Raw genomic sequence first — 16,231 nt, 5'->3', positions numbered from 1 at the left:
TTTTATTCGGATGAAAAACTGGATCAATCGATTCCATGCCCGTCTGGACGCATGGGGAGAAAAGCTCTGTGAAAAAGAGATCCGCATCCCTGTGGACTTGACGGTGGGAATTCTCTTTTTTCTCTTTGCGCTGGCAATCCTGTTCGTTATGCCCCAGCAGGTGATCGTGTCGGACAAGGACGTAGTGAATGGCCGCGCCTTCCCCACCCTGCTGATGGTCGTGATGATGATTTGCTGCGGGATGCTGATCGTCAAGGAGCTGTATAAGCTCTTTACCAAGCAGCCCCTCAACTGGAAGGTGATCAACCTCCAGACCGAGCTGAAAGCATTGGCTATCCTGACCATTCTGGTTATCACCTATCTGCTGTGCCGCTTCACCGACTTGTTTGTGGTGGGCGCTGTGTTCTGCTGTCTGGGCTTTTTGGTCTATTTCCGCTGCAAAAAGCCCTCTTATTATGTGATCACCATCACCTTGGCTGTGGTCATTTGGGCGTGCTTCCGTTTCGTCCTGAATGTGGAATTTTAGAAGGAGGCTGAACGTTTTATGATGCAATATATCGTTCCCGCTACCGGCCTTCTTTTCACGCTGGAAAATATCCTGTGGATCAATATCGGCGTGTTCGTCGGATCGGTCTTTGCCGCTATTCCCGGACTGAGCGTGATCCTGTGCGTCATCCTGTTCCTGCCCGTCACCTATACCATGACCGCCATCCCGGGCATGATGTTCCTGCTGGGCATCTACTGCGCCGGCGGTTATGGTGGCAGCGTATCCGCCATCCTGATCAATACGCCGGGTACGCCACACGCCGCGGCCACCATGCTGGACGGCCATCCTCTGTCTGAGCAGGGGCGGACCAAGGCGGCCCTGAAGATTGCACTGTACGCCTCTACCTTTGGCGGCGTGTTCTCCGCCCTGATGCTGCTGTTCCTGGGCCCCCAGGTGGCCAAGGTGGCCGCCCAGCTGGGCACTGCGGAGTATTTTATGGTCTGTGTCTTTGGCCTGACCATCATCGCGGGTGTCTCCGGCAAGAGTATCATCCGGGGCCTGATTTCCGCCTGCTTGGGCCTGCTCATCTCCTGCGTGGGCACGGACCCCATGACCAGCTATGACCGCTTCACCTTCGGCATCTCCCGGCTGTATCTCGGGCTGGATCTGGCCATCTGCCTGATCGGCCTGTTCGCCCTGGTGGAGATCCTGGCCAAGGCGGAAAAGCGGCTGGGCAGCCTAAATCTGGACACCACCAAGATCAAGGACGACGGCAAGATCACCAGGGAGGAGTATAAACGCATGGCCCGCCCGGTGATCATGTCCTCTATCATCGGGGTGATGGTAGGCATCATCCCCGGCACCGGCGCCTCCGAGGCGTCCTGGTTCAGCTACAACACTGCCAAGAACCTGTCCAGGCATCCAGAGGAGTTCGGCCACGGCTCCGTGGAGGGCATCGCCGCCGCCGAATCGGCCAACAACGCCGTTACCGGCGCAACTCTGATCCCCCTGCTCACCCTGGGCATCCCAGGCGATGGCACGGTGGCCATCATGCTTTCCGCCTTGATGATCAACGGCCTGAACCCCGGCCTTTCTCTGTTCACTACAGACGGCGATATCATGTATGCCATCATGCTGGGACTCATCCTGGTCAACCTCTTTATGCTGCTCCAGGGCAAGTTCCTTACCACCCTGTTTGCAAAAGTGGTCTCCATCCCCCAGGAGATTCTTACCCCCATCATTGTGATCTTCTGCTTTGCCGGCGCCTACTCCGTTAACGAAAACTACTTTGACGTGGGCGTGGCCCTCATCTTCGGCGTGCTGGCCTGGGTCCTGCGCAAGCTGGACCTGCCTCCCGTGCCCATCCTGCTGGGCCTGGTGCTGGGCAGCATGACCGAGACCAACTTCCGCCGTGCCCTGCTTATCTCCGACGGCAGCCCCAGCATTTTCTTCCAGAGTATCTACTGCAAGATATTCCTGGCGCTGATCGTCGTGGCGCTGGCCGCCATCATTCGCGGCAAGCTGAAAGAGGCCAAGGCTGCCAAGGCCGCCGTCCAGAAGGAGGACAACTGATATGCCCAATAATATTATCTTTTACTTCACCGACCAGCAGCGCTGGGATACCTGCGGCTGTTTCGGCCAGCCTCTGGACATCACCCCCAATCTGGACAAACTGGCCCAGGAAGGCGTGAAGTTTGACAACGCCTTTTCCCCCCAGCCGGTGTGCGGCCCCTGCCGCGCCCTGTTCCAGACCGGAAAATATCCCACCGAGACGGGCTGCTTCCGCAACAACATCATGCTGCCCGCTGGCGTCAAGACTCTGGCAAACTACATCGAGGAGGCGGGATATGAGACCGCCTACATCGGCAAGTGGCACCTGGCCAGTGACGGCGAGCTGGAGAAGCCCCCCACGATTGACCACACCATCACTGCCATTCCCAAGGAGCTTCGGGGTGGATATACCGGATACTGGAGGGCCGCCGACGTGTTGGAGTTTACCTCCCACGGCTATGACGGCTATGTATTCGACGAGAACAACAACCGCGTCGACTTCAAGGGCTACCGGGCCGACTGCATCAACAACATGGCGCTGGAGTTCTTTGACACCTATGACCGGAAAAAGCCCTTCTTTATGACCATCTCCCAGATCGAGCCCCACCACCAGAATGACCGCAAGCACTACGAGGGACCCGAGGGCTCCAAGGAGAAGTACAGGAACTTCGTCCTGCCCCACGATCTGGAGGTGCTCAAAGGCAACGCCGCGGAGGAGTACCCTGACTACCTGGGCCAGTGCGCCAGCCTGGACGAGAACCTGGGACGGCTGGTGGAGCGGCTGAAAAAGGAGGGGCTGTACGATAATACCGTCATCATCTTTGCCTCTGACCACGGCTCCCACTTCAAAACCCGAAACACCGACGGCCATCTCAACGGCTACGATGACTACAAGCGATCCTGCCATGACGGCGCCCTCCATGTGCCCCTGGTCATCGCCGGCGGCCCCTTCAAGGGCGGTGTAGCGGTGGAGGAGCTGGTGTCCACCGAAAGCCTGCCCAAGACCATTCTGGCCCTAGCTGGTGTAGACGTGGGCGATGAGATGATCGGAGAGAACCTCCTTGACGTAGTGGAGAAAAAGGACGATAATAGACCTAACCAGGTGTTCGCCCAGATTTCGGAGAGCCGGGTGGGCCGCTGCGTCCGTACGGCCGATTATCTCTACTCTGTCTATGCCCCCGGTGTCAACGGCGGCGAGGCGGCAGCCTCTGACCTCTACGCGGACGACTTCCTCTATGATCTGAAGGTCGATCCCTGGCAGTTGAACAACGTGGTAGCCGATCCCTCCTATGCCCAGGTGAAGGAGGATATGCGTGCCCGCCTGGCGGACTGGATCGAGCGGGCGGAGGGGACCCGGCCGGCCATTGTTGACTGAGGAGGGAATTTCCTTGGCAGGCGCCGATAAAAAGTCGGAGCAGGTCTACCGCTGGTTGCTGGCCTATATTGATGAAAACAAGTTTTCCGGCAATTTGAAGCTTCCCTCGGAGAACGCCCTGTGCCGCCGGCTGGACATCAGCCGGGAGACGGCCAGGTCCGCCCTGGCCCGTATGGACCAGGAGGGACTGATCCGCCGGGTAAAGGGCAGTGGTACTTACATCAATAAGGAGGCCGCCCTGTCAAGAGAACTGGATGTGGGATCCACCGCCCAAAAGATTGGACTGATCCTTCAGGGGCAGGATTCCAACGCCAATTCCGGTCTGCTGGAAGGGGTAAAGAGCGTGCTCCCCGCTGACCGGGTGGATCTGCGGGTGTTCTTTACAGACAACAAGTTTTCCACGGAACGGCGCTGCTTACAGACAGTGGTGCACCAGCATTTTGATGGCTTTATTATCGACGGTGTAAAGGCCAGTCTGCTCAACCCAAATCTGGACTGCTATCAGGAAATTTATCGCCGGCGCATCCCGGTCATCTTCTATAACAACTATTATAAAAATCTGCACTATCCCCGGGTCATCGTCAACGACATGGAGTGCGCTGACCGGCTGATTGGGCTTTTGGTACAGGCGGGACACCGGCAGATTGCGGGTATTTTCGTCTATGACAACTATCAGAGCATTGAGAAATTCCAGGGAACCACCGCCGCCCTGATCAAGCGGGGGGTGGATTACCAGGACGACTATATCAAGTGGTGCGTGTCTAACGAGGCCCACGATCCCCGTTTTGCCCGCTCCATTGACCGCTTTCTGCGGAGCCTGCCCAAGTATACTGCGGTGGTATGCTGCAACTATATGATCTACCGCCTGGTGCGCCAGGTGTTGGAGGAGCAGGGAAGGCGGGTTCCTGAGGACTGTTCCTTGGTCTGCTTTGACTACTCTGGGAATGACTGGGAAGCAGAGGGGATCACCTGCTCTGTCCATCAGGGTAGGAAGGTGGGCCAACTGGTGGCTACCCGCCTGATGACCATGATCGAGCGCCGGGACTGTGACGACAAAAATTATACCTATGTGATGAAACCCAAAATCTACATCGGCACCTCCATTCGGGAACTTTGAAACAAAAAAGCCCTGAGCAGTCCAGACAGGACCGCTCAGGGCTTTTTTGTTTATTTAGATAGAATGGTTCCCGCGGCCTGCCGAAGCCGGGGGAGGGCGTAGTCCAGGAAGGCGTGGAAGGCAGGGCAGTAGTAGTTTGCTCTGTCCAGTCCAAGTCCAGTCCAATCCCGGGGACACCCGCCCCGGCAGAGGGAGAGGTGGGGACAGCCAAGGCAGTCTCGGGGCCGGCGGCGGCCCTCATCCAGAAAGGCCAGGGCTCTCGGACTCTGGACGGCCTCTTCTACAGACATCTGGTGGATATTGCCCAGATACCACTGGTCCAGCACAAAGAAGTCGCAGGGATAGAGGCCGCCGTCCCCCTCCACGACCAAGTAGCTTCCGCAGGCGCCAGAGGAGGCACAGGTGCTGGGGGGCATCCCGGCCAGGATGCGGAGATAGTCGTCAAAGAGACGGATGCTCACATAGTGGCCTCGCTGCAAATCCAGATACCAGCAGTCAAACAGGTCTCGAAGAAACTGACTGTACCGCTGGGGGGTCAGAGACCAGGGCATACACCCACGTTCCCCCTCCAGGGGGTCCAGGCAGGGGATGAACTGAAGGGCATGGCTGCCCAGCTTGTTCAGAGAATGATACACCTTTTGGGCGCTGCGGGCCAGAGGACCTGTAATGACGCACAGAAGGTTGGTTTCCACACCGGCCTTGTCCAAAAGGGCCAGGGAACGGGTCGCCCGGTCCCAGCTTCCCCGGCCTTGGGCGTCCACCCGGAAGCGGTCGTGGATCTCCCGGCTTCCATCCAGAGACAGGCCTACCAGAAACCGATTTTCCTGAAAAAACCGGACCCAGTCTCCATCCAGCGCCATTCCGTTGGTCTGGATGGAGTGGCTGATTTGGATTGTAGAAGGGCAGAGCTCCCGCTCCAAAGCGATAAAACTTTGGAAAAAGTCCAGACCAGCCAGCGTGGGTTCGCCGCCCTGGAAGGTGATTTGGAGGGAGCCATGAGGACCTGCCGCCTGTATGCCAGACTCCAGGAGCCGGTGCGCGGTTTCCAGTGACATAACGCCCATGCTCTTGACGGACCGAAGGGCAGAAATGTCCTCATAAAAGCAGTAGCGGCATCGCATCCCGCACAGGCTGGAGGCGGGCTTGACTAAGAAAGTGAGATTTCCCATGCTCACCCCCCAATCAGGTTGCGGGCGATATTGAACAGGGCAATGGCCAGCACCAGGAGCTGAACGCAGTTGAAGGCCCGCTCGACTCCCGCCTCGGAGAACCGCTTGCTCAAGCTGGCGCCGAGAAAGCCGCCGGCGATGGCGCCCACCACCATGACCGGAGCGACAGACAGGTCATATACCAGAAACCCGGTAGAAAGGGCCACCGTGACCAGCTTGGAGATCTGGGCAAAAAGAATGGTCATCAGAGAGCAGACAGTGGCCATTTTCGTGCTGACAGAGTATAGGTAGATGATAAGGGCTACGTTGATCGGGCCGCCGCCGATCCCTAGAAAAGAGGAACAGATGCCGAGAAAGCAGCCGGCCGCCAGGGATACCGGGACCCCGGAGAGCTGGAGCCCCCGGATATTCGCCTTATGCTTCATATAGAGGTAGACACACAGGATGAGGACGGCCAGCAGTCCGTTCTGGACTACGGTGACCAAGCCCTGGGCCTGAACGCCGGATACGATGGCGCTCAACATCCACTGTCCGATGTAGCCGCCCACCACAGAACCAAGAGAGAGGGGAATGGCAATTTGAAAGGGAATCTGTACCTTGGCCAGCATCTGCTTTCCAATGGAAACAGCGGACATGGAGAAGACCGTGATGGAGGACAAGACACCGATGGTCTCCACATCGAAGTGGTGCATCACATCCATCAGCGGCTTGATGATAACTCCGCCTCCCATCCCCGTGAGGGAGCCCACTGTGGTAGCGCCGATGGCGATCAAAAAATATAGTATGTACTGCATAGAAATTACCTCCCGGTCCGCTTCCATCTCCAGAAGAGAACGTGCTTTGCTCTCATTATAGCATATTCCAGAGGAAATGGACAAAAGAATTCCGTGGGAGGCCGGAGGGCGATTAATAAAATACAGGGGAAGGCGCCCGGTCAATAGGCCGGGCGCCTTTTATGGACAGTTTTACATCTGGCGCTCCGTATGGAGTCGCTGGAGCAGGCGCTCCTGGGACATCAGCCCCTGCTCATAACGCTGGATTTTGTCATTCAGCCGGTCCAGCGAGGCCTGCATATCCGCCATGCGGGCCATCAGCCGATCCCGCTGGTCCATCAGCAGAGCCTTTCGGGCATCCAGAGTGGCGTCTCCCTGCTGAAATAGGTCCACATACTTGATAAGAGCCTCGATCTGTACCCCGGCCGAACGCATACACTTCATCAGCTCGATCCAGCCGCAGGACTCCTGGTCATAGTCACGGATGCCGCCCTTGTTCCGGGGGACCGGAGGAATGAGTCCGATACGCTCGTAGTACCGCAGGGTATCGGCAGAGATATCATATTGTCTGCTCACTTCGGCAATGGTCATGGAACAGTCCTCCTTACAGTCCAAACAGAGCGGCAGCGTCCGCCATATTTCGGATGATAGGGACGCCAAAGGGACAGCGATTCTCACAGGCGCCGCAGGCGATGCACGCCCCAGCGTGGCTGGGGAGACCCATATAATGCTCCCGCACCGTTTCCGGAATCTGGCCCTGCGCCTTGGCAAGATTGAAAAACTTGGTGACGGAGGCCACGTCAATCCCCTTAGGGCAGGGAGCGCAGTGACCGCAGTACATACAGTGTCCCTTCCAACTGATCTTAGGCAGGGAGGCAAAGGCGGCGGCATAGTCCTTTTCCTCTTCGCTGGCCTGCTCATAGTCCAAACAAACACGCAGTTCCTCCAGAGTTCGGGCCCCTGACATGACTGAGGCCACACCGGGGCGGGTCAGGGCATAGTGGAGGCACTGAAAGGGGGTAAGAGCCTTTCCGGCAGGGGAATACTGACTGAGCAGGTCGCCGCCCCCAAAAGCCTTCATCACGGTGATGCCCACTCCCTGCCTCTGGCAGCTCTCATAGAGGGCCTGGCGCTGTGGGTCCATGTTGACTAGGTCTTTTTCATAGTTTTTCTCCGCCCACAACTCCTCTACATCCTCGCTGGCGGGCTGCAGATCGTAGCAGGGATTGACACTGAACATGAGCACGTCGATAAGACCGCTGCCCACTGCCGCCTGGGCTACTTGGGGGTTGTGGCTGGACAGACCGATGCAGCCGATGCGGCCCGCCGCCTTCAGCTGCTGGGCATAGGCCATGACCGGCCCAGACTGGACCGCCTCCCAGTCAGAGAGAGAATCCACATAGTGGACCATGCCGATCTCCACATGGTCCGTTTCCAGGCGGTGGAGCTGATCCTCAAAGCTCTCGCGCACCTCGTCGATGTTCCTGGTCCGCTTGTATTGACCGTTCTTCCAGATGGTGCACAGGTGGGCCTGAAGGACAAACTTGTTGCGGCGCCCCCGGAGGGCGCGACCCAGGTTAGACCTCATATCCGGGTCAGGGGAGTAGAGGTCGATGCAGTTGATGCCGCTCTCCTCCATCTGGTCAATAAATTCCTTCACGGTTGTATAGGGCTTGTCTACCAGCCCCTCGCAGCCCATGCCGATCTCACTGACCCGAAGGCCAGTGCGGCCCAGTATGCGGTATTTCATGTTGTAGTTCTCCTGTTCTTTTATTTTGTAGCTGCCTGATTAATGCAGGTAAGGGCGTTGAGACTCCTAGGATAGCCAATATAGGGCAGACATTGGGAGATCGCCCGGATTAGAAGGGGCTTATCATTTCCCAGCCGCAGATTAGCGGCGGCGTGGCTAGTGAGCTGAGGTTCACAGCCACCTTGGGCGGCCAGAAAGCAGAAGGTGATAAGCTCTCGGTCCCGGTAATCCAGCCCGCCGCGGGTATAATAATCGCCAAAGCAGTTGCCGGCCAGCCAGCGGTTGATGTGGCGGCTTTCCTGGGGCCCGCTATTTTGAAAGCCACGCATATGTGTCCCAAAAATATCCACTTGGGCCTGATTGCCTGCTTCCAGACGGCTGTCGGGATCAGTGGTGCCCTGCTCCTCCAGGGGCAGAGGGACACCGGCAGCGGTGAGAGCCTCATTGACGGCCTTCAAAAAAGGGAGCACCCGCCCCAGACCCAGATAGGCGGTTCCCTGGTAGACTAGTTCTTTCAGTTCCACTGGAGAGAGGCCGGAACGAAGAGCGGCAGGGGCCATGGCCTGAAAACAGTCTAGTCCCTGGCACCCCATGAGGGCAGCCAGAACAGTCAAAAAGTGGGTCCGGTCGTCTAGCTTTGTCTGGCTTGGTACCTCATCCAGCGCAAAATCCAGAAACAGACGGGTAAATTCTGGGTCGGAGTCAGCCAGGGGAGGCGGAAAATCTCCAAACATCCGAGTATAATTTTTTTGGGCGGTTTCAGACAGCGGCATAGGTGATCTCCTCCTTGTATTGCCATGAAGAACTGATTGTCAGGGCAGCAGGTCATACTGGCTCTGATCCACCGGCTCCAACCACTGATTGTAGGTATCCTGTCCAGGAACTTCTACCGCCAGGTGGACGAACCAACTGTTTTTGGCTGCGCCATGCCAGTGCTTGACGCCTGCGGGGATATGGACCACATCACCAGCATGGAGTTCTCTGGGTTCCTGGCCCCACTCCTGATACCAGCCCCGGCCTCCGGTACATAGCAGGATCTGACCACCACTCTGGGAAGCTTGGTGGATGTGCCAGTTATTGCGGCAGCCTGGTTCAAAGGTGACGTTGCCGATGACTACGCCTTGGAGAGACAGTATGTTCAGATAGCTTCGTCCAACAAAATACTGGGCAAAGTCGGTGTTTTCCTCTCCGCGTGCGAAGATTACAGAATTAGACAAACCATGTTTCATTTGGCAGACCTCACAGTGTAGTTTGATCGCTCCTACTGTATACACTGGAGTATACTCCAAGTCAAGCGTTTTTTTAAAATATCCTAAAAAAGAGATTGACAATAGTCTGAATTCAGACTATACTAAAAAAGTCTGAATTCGGACCTTTGGAGGGAACTATGAAAGAGTTGACGTTTAGCCAATTCAATCGAGAGCTCAATCGTATGTATAAGGAATGTAACGAGTTTTATCACGCCTTGGCTAAACACTTCGGGCTGTCGGACAGCGCGTTCTGGATCCTCTATACATTGCGTGAGGAGGGACGGCCCCTGTCTGCCACTGATCTGGGGGGTGCGCTGTTTTTAAGCAAGCAGACCATACATTCCGGGGTGAGAAGTCTGGAGGAGCGGGGCTTGCTTAAGCTGAGAAGCTCGTCAGAGGATAAGCGCAACAAGGAGATCTGCTTAACAGAAAAGGGAGAGGCGTTTTCACAGGAAAGTGTGGACCAGGTAGTTGCCTTTGAGGAAAAGGCATTCCTGGACTTGGGAGCTGGAGAGCGCCTGTCCAGAATCCAAGCCGAGCGGCATTACCTGGACGCCCTGTGGGAAGCCGCACGCCCCCTTTTTAAACGGGAAGGCCCAGAGGGGATATGGCAAAGATGAAGATCAAATTATCGGATCATTTCACATATGGAAAGTTGCTGCGCTTTACATTCCCTTCCGTAGTGATGATGGTATTCACATCTCTTTACAGTGTGGTGGACGGTCTATTCGTTGCCAATTTGGTGGGGGATTTGGCCCTGTCGGCGGTTAATATCATCTTTCCAGTGGCGATGATTATTGGGGCCTTTGGCTTCATGCTGGGAACGGGTGGCAGCGCCATTGTGGCCAGGACGCTTGGGGAGAAGAAAAAGGAGCTGGCCGACCGCTACTTTTCTATGTTTATCCTCTGTGTGGCTATATTGGGGGCGGCCCTCTCAGTTGTGTGCGTGATATTAGTGGAGCCAATCTCACGGCTGGCCGGGGCCAGCGACCTTTTGATCGGGGACTGCGTCATTTATGGCCGCATCCTGCTGGCGGGCAGTGTACCCTTTATGCTCCAGACTAGCTTTCAGAGTTTTCTTGTAGTAGCGGAGAAACCCCATGTGGGCCTGATGTTCTCAATAGCCTCCGGGCTGACCAACATCGTGTTGGACTATGTATTTATTGCGCTGTTTGATATGGGGATAGCCGGAGCGGGGCTTGCCACCGTGCTGGGATACTGTGTAGGTGGGCTGCTCCCCGTTGCCTGTTTCCTGAGGGGTGGAGAGAAGGAGCTCCGCCTGGTCCCTACCGCCCTCTATCCTAAAGCTCTGTGGGATGCTTGCATTAACGGATCCTCTGAGCTGATGAGCAATATATCTGCATCGGTAGTAGGGATTCTCTATAATATCCAGCTTATGCGCCTGGTAGGGGAGATGGGAGTGGCCGCTTACTCCGTGATGATGTATGTGGATTTCATATTTATTGCTGTTTTTCTGGGATACTCCATCGGCTGTGCCCCCGTCGTGAGTTACCACTTTGGCGCCGGAGATTCCGTAGAGCTGAAGGGAATCTGCCGAAGGAATCTAATGATGATTGGAATCACGTCGGCTGCGATGGTGGCAGTGTCTGAGCTGGCCAGCGCGCCCCTTGCCGCCGCCTTTGTGGGCTTCGATGCGGAGCTGTATAAGATGACAGTGCATGGATTCCGTCTGTTTGCGCTGTGTTATATTTTCTGCGGGCTGAATATCTACGCCTCCGCCTTTTTCACAGCCCTGTGCAACGGAGCGGTCTCCGCGTTTATCTCCTTTATGCGGTCCTTCCTCCTACGGGGAGGTATGGTATTGGTGATGCCATTGATCTTCGGTATCGACGGTATCTGGAGCGCTGTTGTGGCGGCGGAAGGCATAGGAGCGGTCATCTCCGTGACCCTGTTGCTGGCAAAGCGAAAGAGCTATGGGTATTGAATCAAAAAGAGGTGTGGATACCAAAAGATATCCACACCTCTTTTGATTATTACTATGGTTCGCGGAGCATCAGCAGAAAGGCGAGGGACAGGGGGAGACAGGCCAACAGGATCGAGCGTCCAGCCAACAGGTCGGTGCACAGGCCACCCACAAGAGCGCCCAACACAAAGAGGAGGATGACGGAGTAATAATCCTGGGCTCCACGGCCTGCCCGTTCCTCTCGAAGGAACAGGCAGCGATACAACTTCTCTGTGCCGCTGCGCAAGTTTCCAGTGCACATGGTGGTGGAAAATGGGTTGCCCTCAAATTTGCGGAAGCTCTCGATCTGCATGGCGCTGACAAAGGAGACAATCACGTTGGCCAGCCAATCCAGCGGTCCCACAGGCAAAAGGGAGACCAGAAGCAGCCCGCCGCACTCCACAACCAGCACCAACTGCCGCCAGTGGGGAAGGCCGGGCAGGGGAGTGAAGTGAGAGCGGAGCCACTCGGTCAGCAGGACGCCCAGGGCAAAGGACATGATAGGCCAGAGATAGTAGAGGGCGCGTCCCCAATTACGCTGTGCTAGCTGAATGCCCAGCAGTACCAGATTGCCTGTTTCTGCGTTGGCAAAGACCTGCCCCCGGCACAAGTAGGTGTAAGCGTCCATCATTCCACCGGCGAAGGCCAATAGTAGACCATTGGCAAGGGATTCAGAGGGTTGAATGTGCTTCATCGTTGACTCCCTTCTCTAGAGCAGGAAAATCGCGCCCCCTGACAGGGGCGCGATTTTAGTCCGCGGAGTGCTTACTCGGCCTTGGGGCCGGCGGCTACCAGGGCCTTGCCGGCCTCGTTGGTGGTGTATTTGGTGAAGTTCTTCACGAAGCGGGAAGCCAGATCCTTGGCCTTGGTCTCCCACTCGCTGGGATCGGAATAGGTGTCCCGAGGATCCAGAATAGCGGGGTCCACGCCAGGCAGGGAGGTGGGCACCTCGAAGTTGAAATAGGGGATGGTCTTGGTATCGGCCTTCAGAATAGAGCCGTCCAAAATGGCGTCGATGATACCGCGGGTGTCCTTGATGGAGATACGCTTGCCAGTGCCATTCCAGCCAGTGTTGACCAGGTAGGCCTTGGCGCCGGACTTCTTCATTTTCTTCACCAGCTCCTCACCGTACTTGGTGGGGTGAAGCTCCAGGAAGGCCTGGCCGAAGCAGGCGGAGAAGGTGGGAGTGGGTTCGGTGATGCCCCGCTCTGTGCCGGCCAGCTTGGAGGTGAAGCCGGACAGGAAGTAATACTGGGTCTGCTCCGGGGTCAGGATGGACACGGGGGGCAGCACACCGAAGGCGTCGGCGGACAGGAAGATGACGTTCTTGGCGTCGGGGCCCTTGGACTTGGGACGCACGATCTTCTCAATATGGTCGATGGGGTAGGACACGCGGGTATTTTCGGTGACGGACTTATCCGCAAAGTCGATTTTGCCGTCCTTGTCAACGGTGACGTTCTCCAACAGGGCGTTGCGCTTGATGGCGTTGTAGATGTCAGGCTCGGCGTCCTTGTCCAGATTGATGACCTTGGCGTAGCAGCCGCCCTCGAAGTTGAACACACCTTCGTCGTCCCAGCCGTGCTCGTCATCGCCGATGAGCAGGCGCTTGGGATCGGTGGACAGAGTAGTCTTGCCAGTGCCGGACAGGCCGAAGAACAGGGCGGTATTTTCGCCGTTCATGTCGGTATTGGCGGAGCAGTGCATGGAGGCCATGCCGTTGAGGGGCAGGTAATAGTTCATCATGGAGAACATGCCCTTCTTCATCTCGCCGCCGTACCAGGTGTTCAGGATGACCTGCTCGCGCTCAGTGAGGTTGAAAATGGCGGCAGTCTCAGAGTTCAGGCCCAGCTCCTTATAGTTCTCCACCTTGGCCTTAGCGGCGTTATAGGAGATAAAATCAGGCTCAAAGTTCTCCAGCTCCTCAGCGGTGGGGGCGATGAACATGTTTTTAACAAAATGGGCCTGCCAGGCTACCTCCATGATGAAGCGGATGGCCATGCGGGAGTCGTGGTTGGTACCGCAGAACACGTCCATGACATACAGCTTCTTGTTGGACAGCTGCTGGATGGCCAGACGCTTGCACTCGTCCCAGGCCTCCTTGGAGGCGGGCTTGTTGTCGTTCTTGAACTCGTCAGAGGTCCACCACACGGTATCCCTGGAAACATCGTCCATGACGATGAACTTGTCCTTGGGGGAGCGGCCAGTGTAGATGCCAGTCATGACGTTAACGGCGTCCAGCTCAGTCAACTGGCCCACGTCATAGCCCTCCAGCCCGGGCTTCATCTCTTCCTCGAATAAGGTTTCATAGGAGGGATTGTGGAGGATCTCAGTGGTGCCGGTGATGCCATATTTGCTCAGATCAATAGTTGCCATGTTTGTGACCTCTTTTCTGAAATGATCTTCCTGCACAGGGCGGCAGGGAATAGCTTAAAATCGATATAATCATACACGCTGAAAGGGATAAAGTCAATGTTATTGGTGACGACAATTTAGTTATAGGTCTTATTGCTTTTTGGAAAATAAAGGAGCTCTTGCCCAAGCTAAGGCCTGATATCCCGCTGCCTTAGGGCCTTTGACAGGGCTGCGAACTGGGGAATGGACAGCCGTTCTCCCCGGATATCAGCGGGGAGATCGCAGCTTAAGATGGCGCTTAATAGCTGTTCTTTGGAAAAATTAGAACGGAAGATGCCGCTTAACCCATTTAGCAGGGTTTTTCTCCGCTGGGAGAAGGCGGCCTTTACCACGCGGAAGAAGTGGTCCGGGTCATCCACCTCATCGGGCGGATCCTTGGGAGTGAGACGGAGGACGGAGGAGGTCACCTTGGGTGCGGGGAGGAAACAGTCCGGGGGGACATCAAAAAGCAGTTCCGTCTCGGCGTGATACTGACAATAGACGGAAAAGGCGCCGTAATCTCCACTGCCCGGAGTGGCACAGATGCGCCGAGCCACCTCCCGCTGAATCATGATAGTGATCGAGGAGAAGCAGCCCGCATCCAGAAGGGCGGTGATGGCAGGAGTGGTAATGTTATAGGGCAGGTTGGCACAGGCGATGGGCTCCAGCCCCTGGAATCGCTCCCGGACCAGGGACGGAATGTCCAGCTTCAGGATATCACCGGAGACAATCTCCACATTGTCCCTGTCCCCCAGAGTTTCTGTCAGGATAGGGAGAAGGGAGCGGTCCAACTCCACGGAAACCACCTGGTCGGCCAGCAGGGACAACTCCCGGGTGAGAGGGCCGATGCCTGGACCGATTTCCAGCACCCCTTTACCGGAGCCGGCGCCAGAAGAACAGGCGATATCCCGCGGTACCCACGGCTGGATCAAAAAATTTTGTCCCATGGATTTGGAAAAACGGAAGCCGTGCCGGGCCAGCAGGGCTTTGATCTGGTCGATGTCGCACAGATTCATGATGTGCTCCTTCCTGGATCGATATTCTGAATTCCAATAAAAATATAAAAGGAAAGAGAGCCATAGTCAAGAGGCACAGGGGCTTGGAATAGAGACGTTTTTTGATCTGGAGCTCTATCCGAGAAAAAACGAGAAAAATTTTCGAAAAGGGGTTGACGGAACGAAAAAAACTGGTATAATACAATACGCTGTCGTTGTGACTGTCGACAGCAGGGAATGTAGTAGATTTCCCTTTCAGCTATGGAGTAGTATCGAAGTGGTCATAACGAGCACGACTGGAAATCGTGTAGCCGCTAACACGGCTCGAGGGTTCGAATCCCTCCTACTCCGCCAAGTTAAAAGCTACATTTTAGTCTTGGGAGTAAGACTGAAATGTAGCTTTTTCTATTGTAAAACCTCCGTGATATACTGCTGGTCAGTGGTATCATGGAGGTTTTGCTATGTCTGGCTATGTGATTGAGATTCCACAGGAGAAAGAGAACGGTTCTATCTGGAGTCAGCAATTAAGAGTCGCTGCTTATTGTCGGGTCAGCACCCCTTACGAAGAACAACAGCAAAGTTTGGAAAAGCAAATTGAGTACTTTACACGATACATCAAGAGAAATCCCTTTTGGAGGTTTGTCGCTGTGTATGCGGACAATGCCTCCGGGCTCCACGCGAAGAATCGGCCCGGATACCAAAAGATGCTGAGAGATTGTAGAAAAGGAAAAATCAATTTGATCCTTGTGAAATCTCTGAGCCGCTTCGGAAGAGATGCAAAAGAAACCATGACTACGATCAGGAGATTGAAGCAAATGGGTATTGGAGTGTATATTGAACTGGGCGGGATCCATACACTGACATCTCCGGACAGTGTCGTTGATCTGTATACCACGTTTAATCAAGCAGAGAGCCAGAACAAAAGCGACAATATCAAGTTCGGTTTGCGTCAGCGGATGAAAAGCGGGAAAACTATACTGAACCATTCTCAATTTCTTGGCTATACAAAAGGACCAGACGGTATATTGCGGGTGGTCCCGGAGGAGGCGGAGATCGTACGGAAGATATTTGATCTCTATGTGCAGGGGAACGGTGTACGGAAGATCAAACGCTACCTGGAAGAACACGGGATCAAAACCGTGACAGGGAAGAGGGAGTGGAGCACCTCCACCATCGATCGGATGTTGAGTAACGAGAAGTACATCGGGCAGGTGCTGATGCAGAAAAGCTATACGCCGGATTTCCTGACCGGAAAGCAAGTCAAAAACGATGGGCAGTTGGATATGTACCTGGTAGAGGATGCTCATGAGGCTATCATTGACCAGGAGACTTTTGATCGGGTACAGAAAATGGAAGGCCAAAGGAAACATATAGTCCAAATGGAACAAATACTTTGACAGAGTACCGATT

The 16,231-nt window shown here is 55.5% G+C and carries 16 protein-coding genes and 1 tRNA gene; 8 read left to right on the top strand and 9 right to left on the bottom strand.

All coding sequences use genetic code 11. The features are described from left to right. Positions 1 to 10 precede the first annotated feature (10 nt). Genes OCV64_RS08265 through OCV64_RS08250 form a run of 4 tightly spaced genes read left to right on the top strand, consistent with a single transcriptional unit; the run spans position 11 to position 4,530 of the window. Positions 11 to 526, top strand: coding sequence for a tripartite tricarboxylate transporter TctB family protein (locus OCV64_RS08265; protein ID WP_186852477.1), 516 nt, complete (start codon positions 11 to 13; stop codon positions 524 to 526). A gap of 18 nt (positions 527 to 544) precedes the next feature. Then, complete coding sequence (locus OCV64_RS08260) at positions 545 to 2,059, top strand: tripartite tricarboxylate transporter permease (RefSeq protein WP_147571195.1); 1,515 nt, start codon at positions 545 to 547, stop codon at positions 2,057 to 2,059. A gap of 1 nt (position 2,060) precedes the next feature. Next, positions 2,061 to 3,413: a sulfatase-like hydrolase/transferase gene (locus OCV64_RS08255; RefSeq protein ID WP_240287850.1), complete on the top strand. Its 1,353-nt coding sequence runs from the start codon at positions 2,061 to 2,063 to the stop codon at positions 3,411 to 3,413. 13 nt (positions 3,414 to 3,426) lie between these two features. After that, positions 3,427 to 4,530, top strand: a complete 1,104-nt coding sequence (locus OCV64_RS08250; protein WP_147571193.1) for a GntR family transcriptional regulator — start codon at positions 3,427 to 3,429, stop codon at positions 4,528 to 4,530. 50 nt (positions 4,531 to 4,580) lie between these two features. Here the strand turns inward: OCV64_RS08250 and OCV64_RS08245 are convergent, their stop codons facing one another. From OCV64_RS08245 to OCV64_RS08220, 6 genes are all read right to left on the bottom strand, one after another. Further along, a complete protein-coding gene (locus tag OCV64_RS08245; RefSeq protein WP_262669785.1) occupies positions 4,581 to 5,699 on the bottom strand; it encodes a radical SAM/SPASM domain-containing protein in 1,119 nt (372 codons plus the stop codon). A 2-nt stretch (positions 5,700 to 5,701) separates the two neighbouring features. Next, positions 5,702 to 6,493 (bottom strand): sulfite exporter TauE/SafE family protein, encoded by a 792-nt coding sequence (locus tag OCV64_RS08240; RefSeq protein WP_147571191.1) that lies wholly within the window; start codon positions 6,491 to 6,493, stop codon positions 5,702 to 5,704. Between the two features lie 171 nt (positions 6,494 to 6,664). Then, positions 6,665 to 7,063, bottom strand: a complete 399-nt coding sequence (locus OCV64_RS08235; protein WP_240287845.1) for a MerR family transcriptional regulator — start codon at positions 7,061 to 7,063, stop codon at positions 6,665 to 6,667. 13 nt (positions 7,064 to 7,076) lie between these two features. Beyond that, positions 7,077 to 8,222: an aldo/keto reductase gene (locus tag OCV64_RS08230; RefSeq protein WP_147571189.1), complete on the bottom strand. Its 1,146-nt coding sequence runs from the start codon at positions 8,220 to 8,222 to the stop codon at positions 7,077 to 7,079. Positions 8,223 to 8,242: 20 nt separating this feature from the next. Further along, positions 8,243 to 8,995 (bottom strand): carboxymuconolactone decarboxylase family protein, encoded by a 753-nt coding sequence (locus OCV64_RS08225; RefSeq protein WP_262669784.1) that lies wholly within the window; start codon positions 8,993 to 8,995, stop codon positions 8,243 to 8,245. 39 nt (positions 8,996 to 9,034) lie between these two features. Next, positions 9,035 to 9,451, bottom strand: a complete 417-nt coding sequence (locus OCV64_RS08220; RefSeq protein ID WP_147571187.1) for a cupin domain-containing protein — start codon at positions 9,449 to 9,451, stop codon at positions 9,035 to 9,037. 158 nt (positions 9,452 to 9,609) lie between these two features. Here OCV64_RS08220 and OCV64_RS08215 point away from each other — a divergent pair, with 158 nt between their 5' ends. Both OCV64_RS08215 and OCV64_RS08210 read left to right on the top strand, forming a co-directional pair. After that, positions 9,610 to 10,092 carry a MarR family winged helix-turn-helix transcriptional regulator gene (locus OCV64_RS08215; RefSeq protein ID WP_240287841.1) on the top strand — a complete coding sequence of 161 codons (483 nt, stop codon included), beginning with the start codon at positions 9,610 to 9,612 and terminating at the stop codon, positions 10,090 to 10,092. Beyond that, positions 10,089 to 11,417: an MATE family efflux transporter gene (locus OCV64_RS08210; protein ID WP_186852481.1), complete on the top strand. Its 1,329-nt coding sequence runs from the start codon at positions 10,089 to 10,091 to the stop codon at positions 11,415 to 11,417. Before OCV64_RS08215 ends, OCV64_RS08210 begins: the two co-directional genes overlap by 4 nt. A gap of 52 nt (positions 11,418 to 11,469) precedes the next feature. Here OCV64_RS08210 and OCV64_RS08205 read toward each other — a convergent pair whose 3' ends face one another. From OCV64_RS08205 to rsmA, 3 genes are all read right to left on the bottom strand, one after another. Further along, entirely contained in the window at positions 11,470 to 12,129 is a 660-nt protein-coding gene (locus tag OCV64_RS08205; protein ID WP_147571184.1) for a YoaK family protein, read from the bottom strand. A 71-nt stretch (positions 12,130 to 12,200) separates the two neighbouring features. After that, on the bottom strand, positions 12,201 to 13,808 hold the full coding sequence (gene pckA, locus OCV64_RS08200; RefSeq protein ID WP_147571183.1) for a phosphoenolpyruvate carboxykinase (ATP): 1,608 nt from the start codon (positions 13,806 to 13,808) through the stop codon (positions 12,201 to 12,203). Positions 13,809 to 13,975: 167 nt separating this feature from the next. Then, positions 13,976 to 14,842: a 16S rRNA (adenine(1518)-N(6)/adenine(1519)-N(6))-dimethyltransferase RsmA gene (gene rsmA, locus OCV64_RS08195; protein ID WP_262669783.1), complete on the bottom strand. Its 867-nt coding sequence runs from the start codon at positions 14,840 to 14,842 to the stop codon at positions 13,976 to 13,978. 242 nt (positions 14,843 to 15,084) lie between these two features. On the opposite strand from rsmA, the gene OCV64_RS08190 reads away from it, so the two are divergent. Both OCV64_RS08190 and OCV64_RS08185 read left to right on the top strand, forming a co-directional pair. Next, a tRNA-Ser gene (locus OCV64_RS08190) sits at positions 15,085 to 15,175 on the top strand. Positions 15,176 to 15,282: 107 nt separating this feature from the next. Then, a complete protein-coding gene (locus OCV64_RS08185; RefSeq protein ID WP_186852484.1) occupies positions 15,283 to 16,218 on the top strand; it encodes a recombinase family protein in 936 nt (311 codons plus the stop codon). Positions 16,219 to 16,231: the final 13 nt, after the last annotated feature.

The sequence above is a fragment of the Muriventricola aceti genome, assembly GCF_025567565.1.
Taxonomy (GTDB): Bacteria; Bacillota; Clostridia; order Oscillospirales; family Oscillospiraceae; genus Lawsonibacter; species Lawsonibacter aceti.
Note: the sequence above shows the minus strand (reverse complement) of the source record. Positions and strands in the feature narration are given on the sequence as shown.

Excerpts from the sequence above, each read along its gene's own strand:
- OCV64_RS08230 (WP_147571189.1), bottom strand. The coding sequence starts at position 8,222 with ATGAAATACCGCATACTGGGCCGCACTGGCCTTCGGGTCAGTGAGATC.
- OCV64_RS08260 (WP_147571195.1), top strand. The coding sequence starts at position 545 with ATGATGCAATATATCGTTCCCGCTACCGGCCTTCTTTTCACGCTGGAA.
- OCV64_RS08205 (WP_147571184.1), bottom strand. The coding sequence starts at position 12,129 with ATGAAGCACATTCAACCCTCTGAATCCCTTGCCAATGGTCTACTATTG.
- OCV64_RS08210 (WP_186852481.1), top strand. The coding sequence starts at position 10,089 with ATGAAGATCAAATTATCGGATCATTTCACATATGGAAAGTTGCTGCGC.
- OCV64_RS08255 (WP_240287850.1), top strand. The coding sequence starts at position 2,061 with ATGCCCAATAATATTATCTTTTACTTCACCGACCAGCAGCGCTGGGAT.
- OCV64_RS08185 (WP_186852484.1), top strand. The coding sequence starts at position 15,283 with ATGTCTGGCTATGTGATTGAGATTCCACAGGAGAAAGAGAACGGTTCT.
- OCV64_RS08265 (WP_186852477.1), top strand. The coding sequence starts at position 11 with ATGAAAAACTGGATCAATCGATTCCATGCCCGTCTGGACGCATGGGGA.
- OCV64_RS08220 (WP_147571187.1), bottom strand. The coding sequence starts at position 9,451 with ATGAAACATGGTTTGTCTAATTCTGTAATCTTCGCACGCGGAGAGGAA.
- rsmA (WP_262669783.1), bottom strand. The coding sequence starts at position 14,842 with ATGAATCTGTGCGACATCGACCAGATCAAAGCCCTGCTGGCCCGGCAC.
- OCV64_RS08225 (WP_262669784.1), bottom strand. The coding sequence starts at position 8,995 with ATGCCGCTGTCTGAAACCGCCCAAAAAAATTATACTCGGATGTTTGGA.
- OCV64_RS08235 (WP_240287845.1), bottom strand. The coding sequence starts at position 7,063 with ATGACCATTGCCGAAGTGAGCAGACAATATGATATCTCTGCCGATACC.
- pckA (WP_147571183.1), bottom strand. The coding sequence starts at position 13,808 with ATGGCAACTATTGATCTGAGCAAATATGGCATCACCGGCACCACTGAG.
- OCV64_RS08215 (WP_240287841.1), top strand. The coding sequence starts at position 9,610 with ATGAAAGAGTTGACGTTTAGCCAATTCAATCGAGAGCTCAATCGTATG.
- OCV64_RS08245 (WP_262669785.1), bottom strand. The coding sequence starts at position 5,699 with ATGGGAAATCTCACTTTCTTAGTCAAGCCCGCCTCCAGCCTGTGCGGG.
- OCV64_RS08240 (WP_147571191.1), bottom strand. The coding sequence starts at position 6,493 with ATGCAGTACATACTATATTTTTTGATCGCCATCGGCGCTACCACAGTG.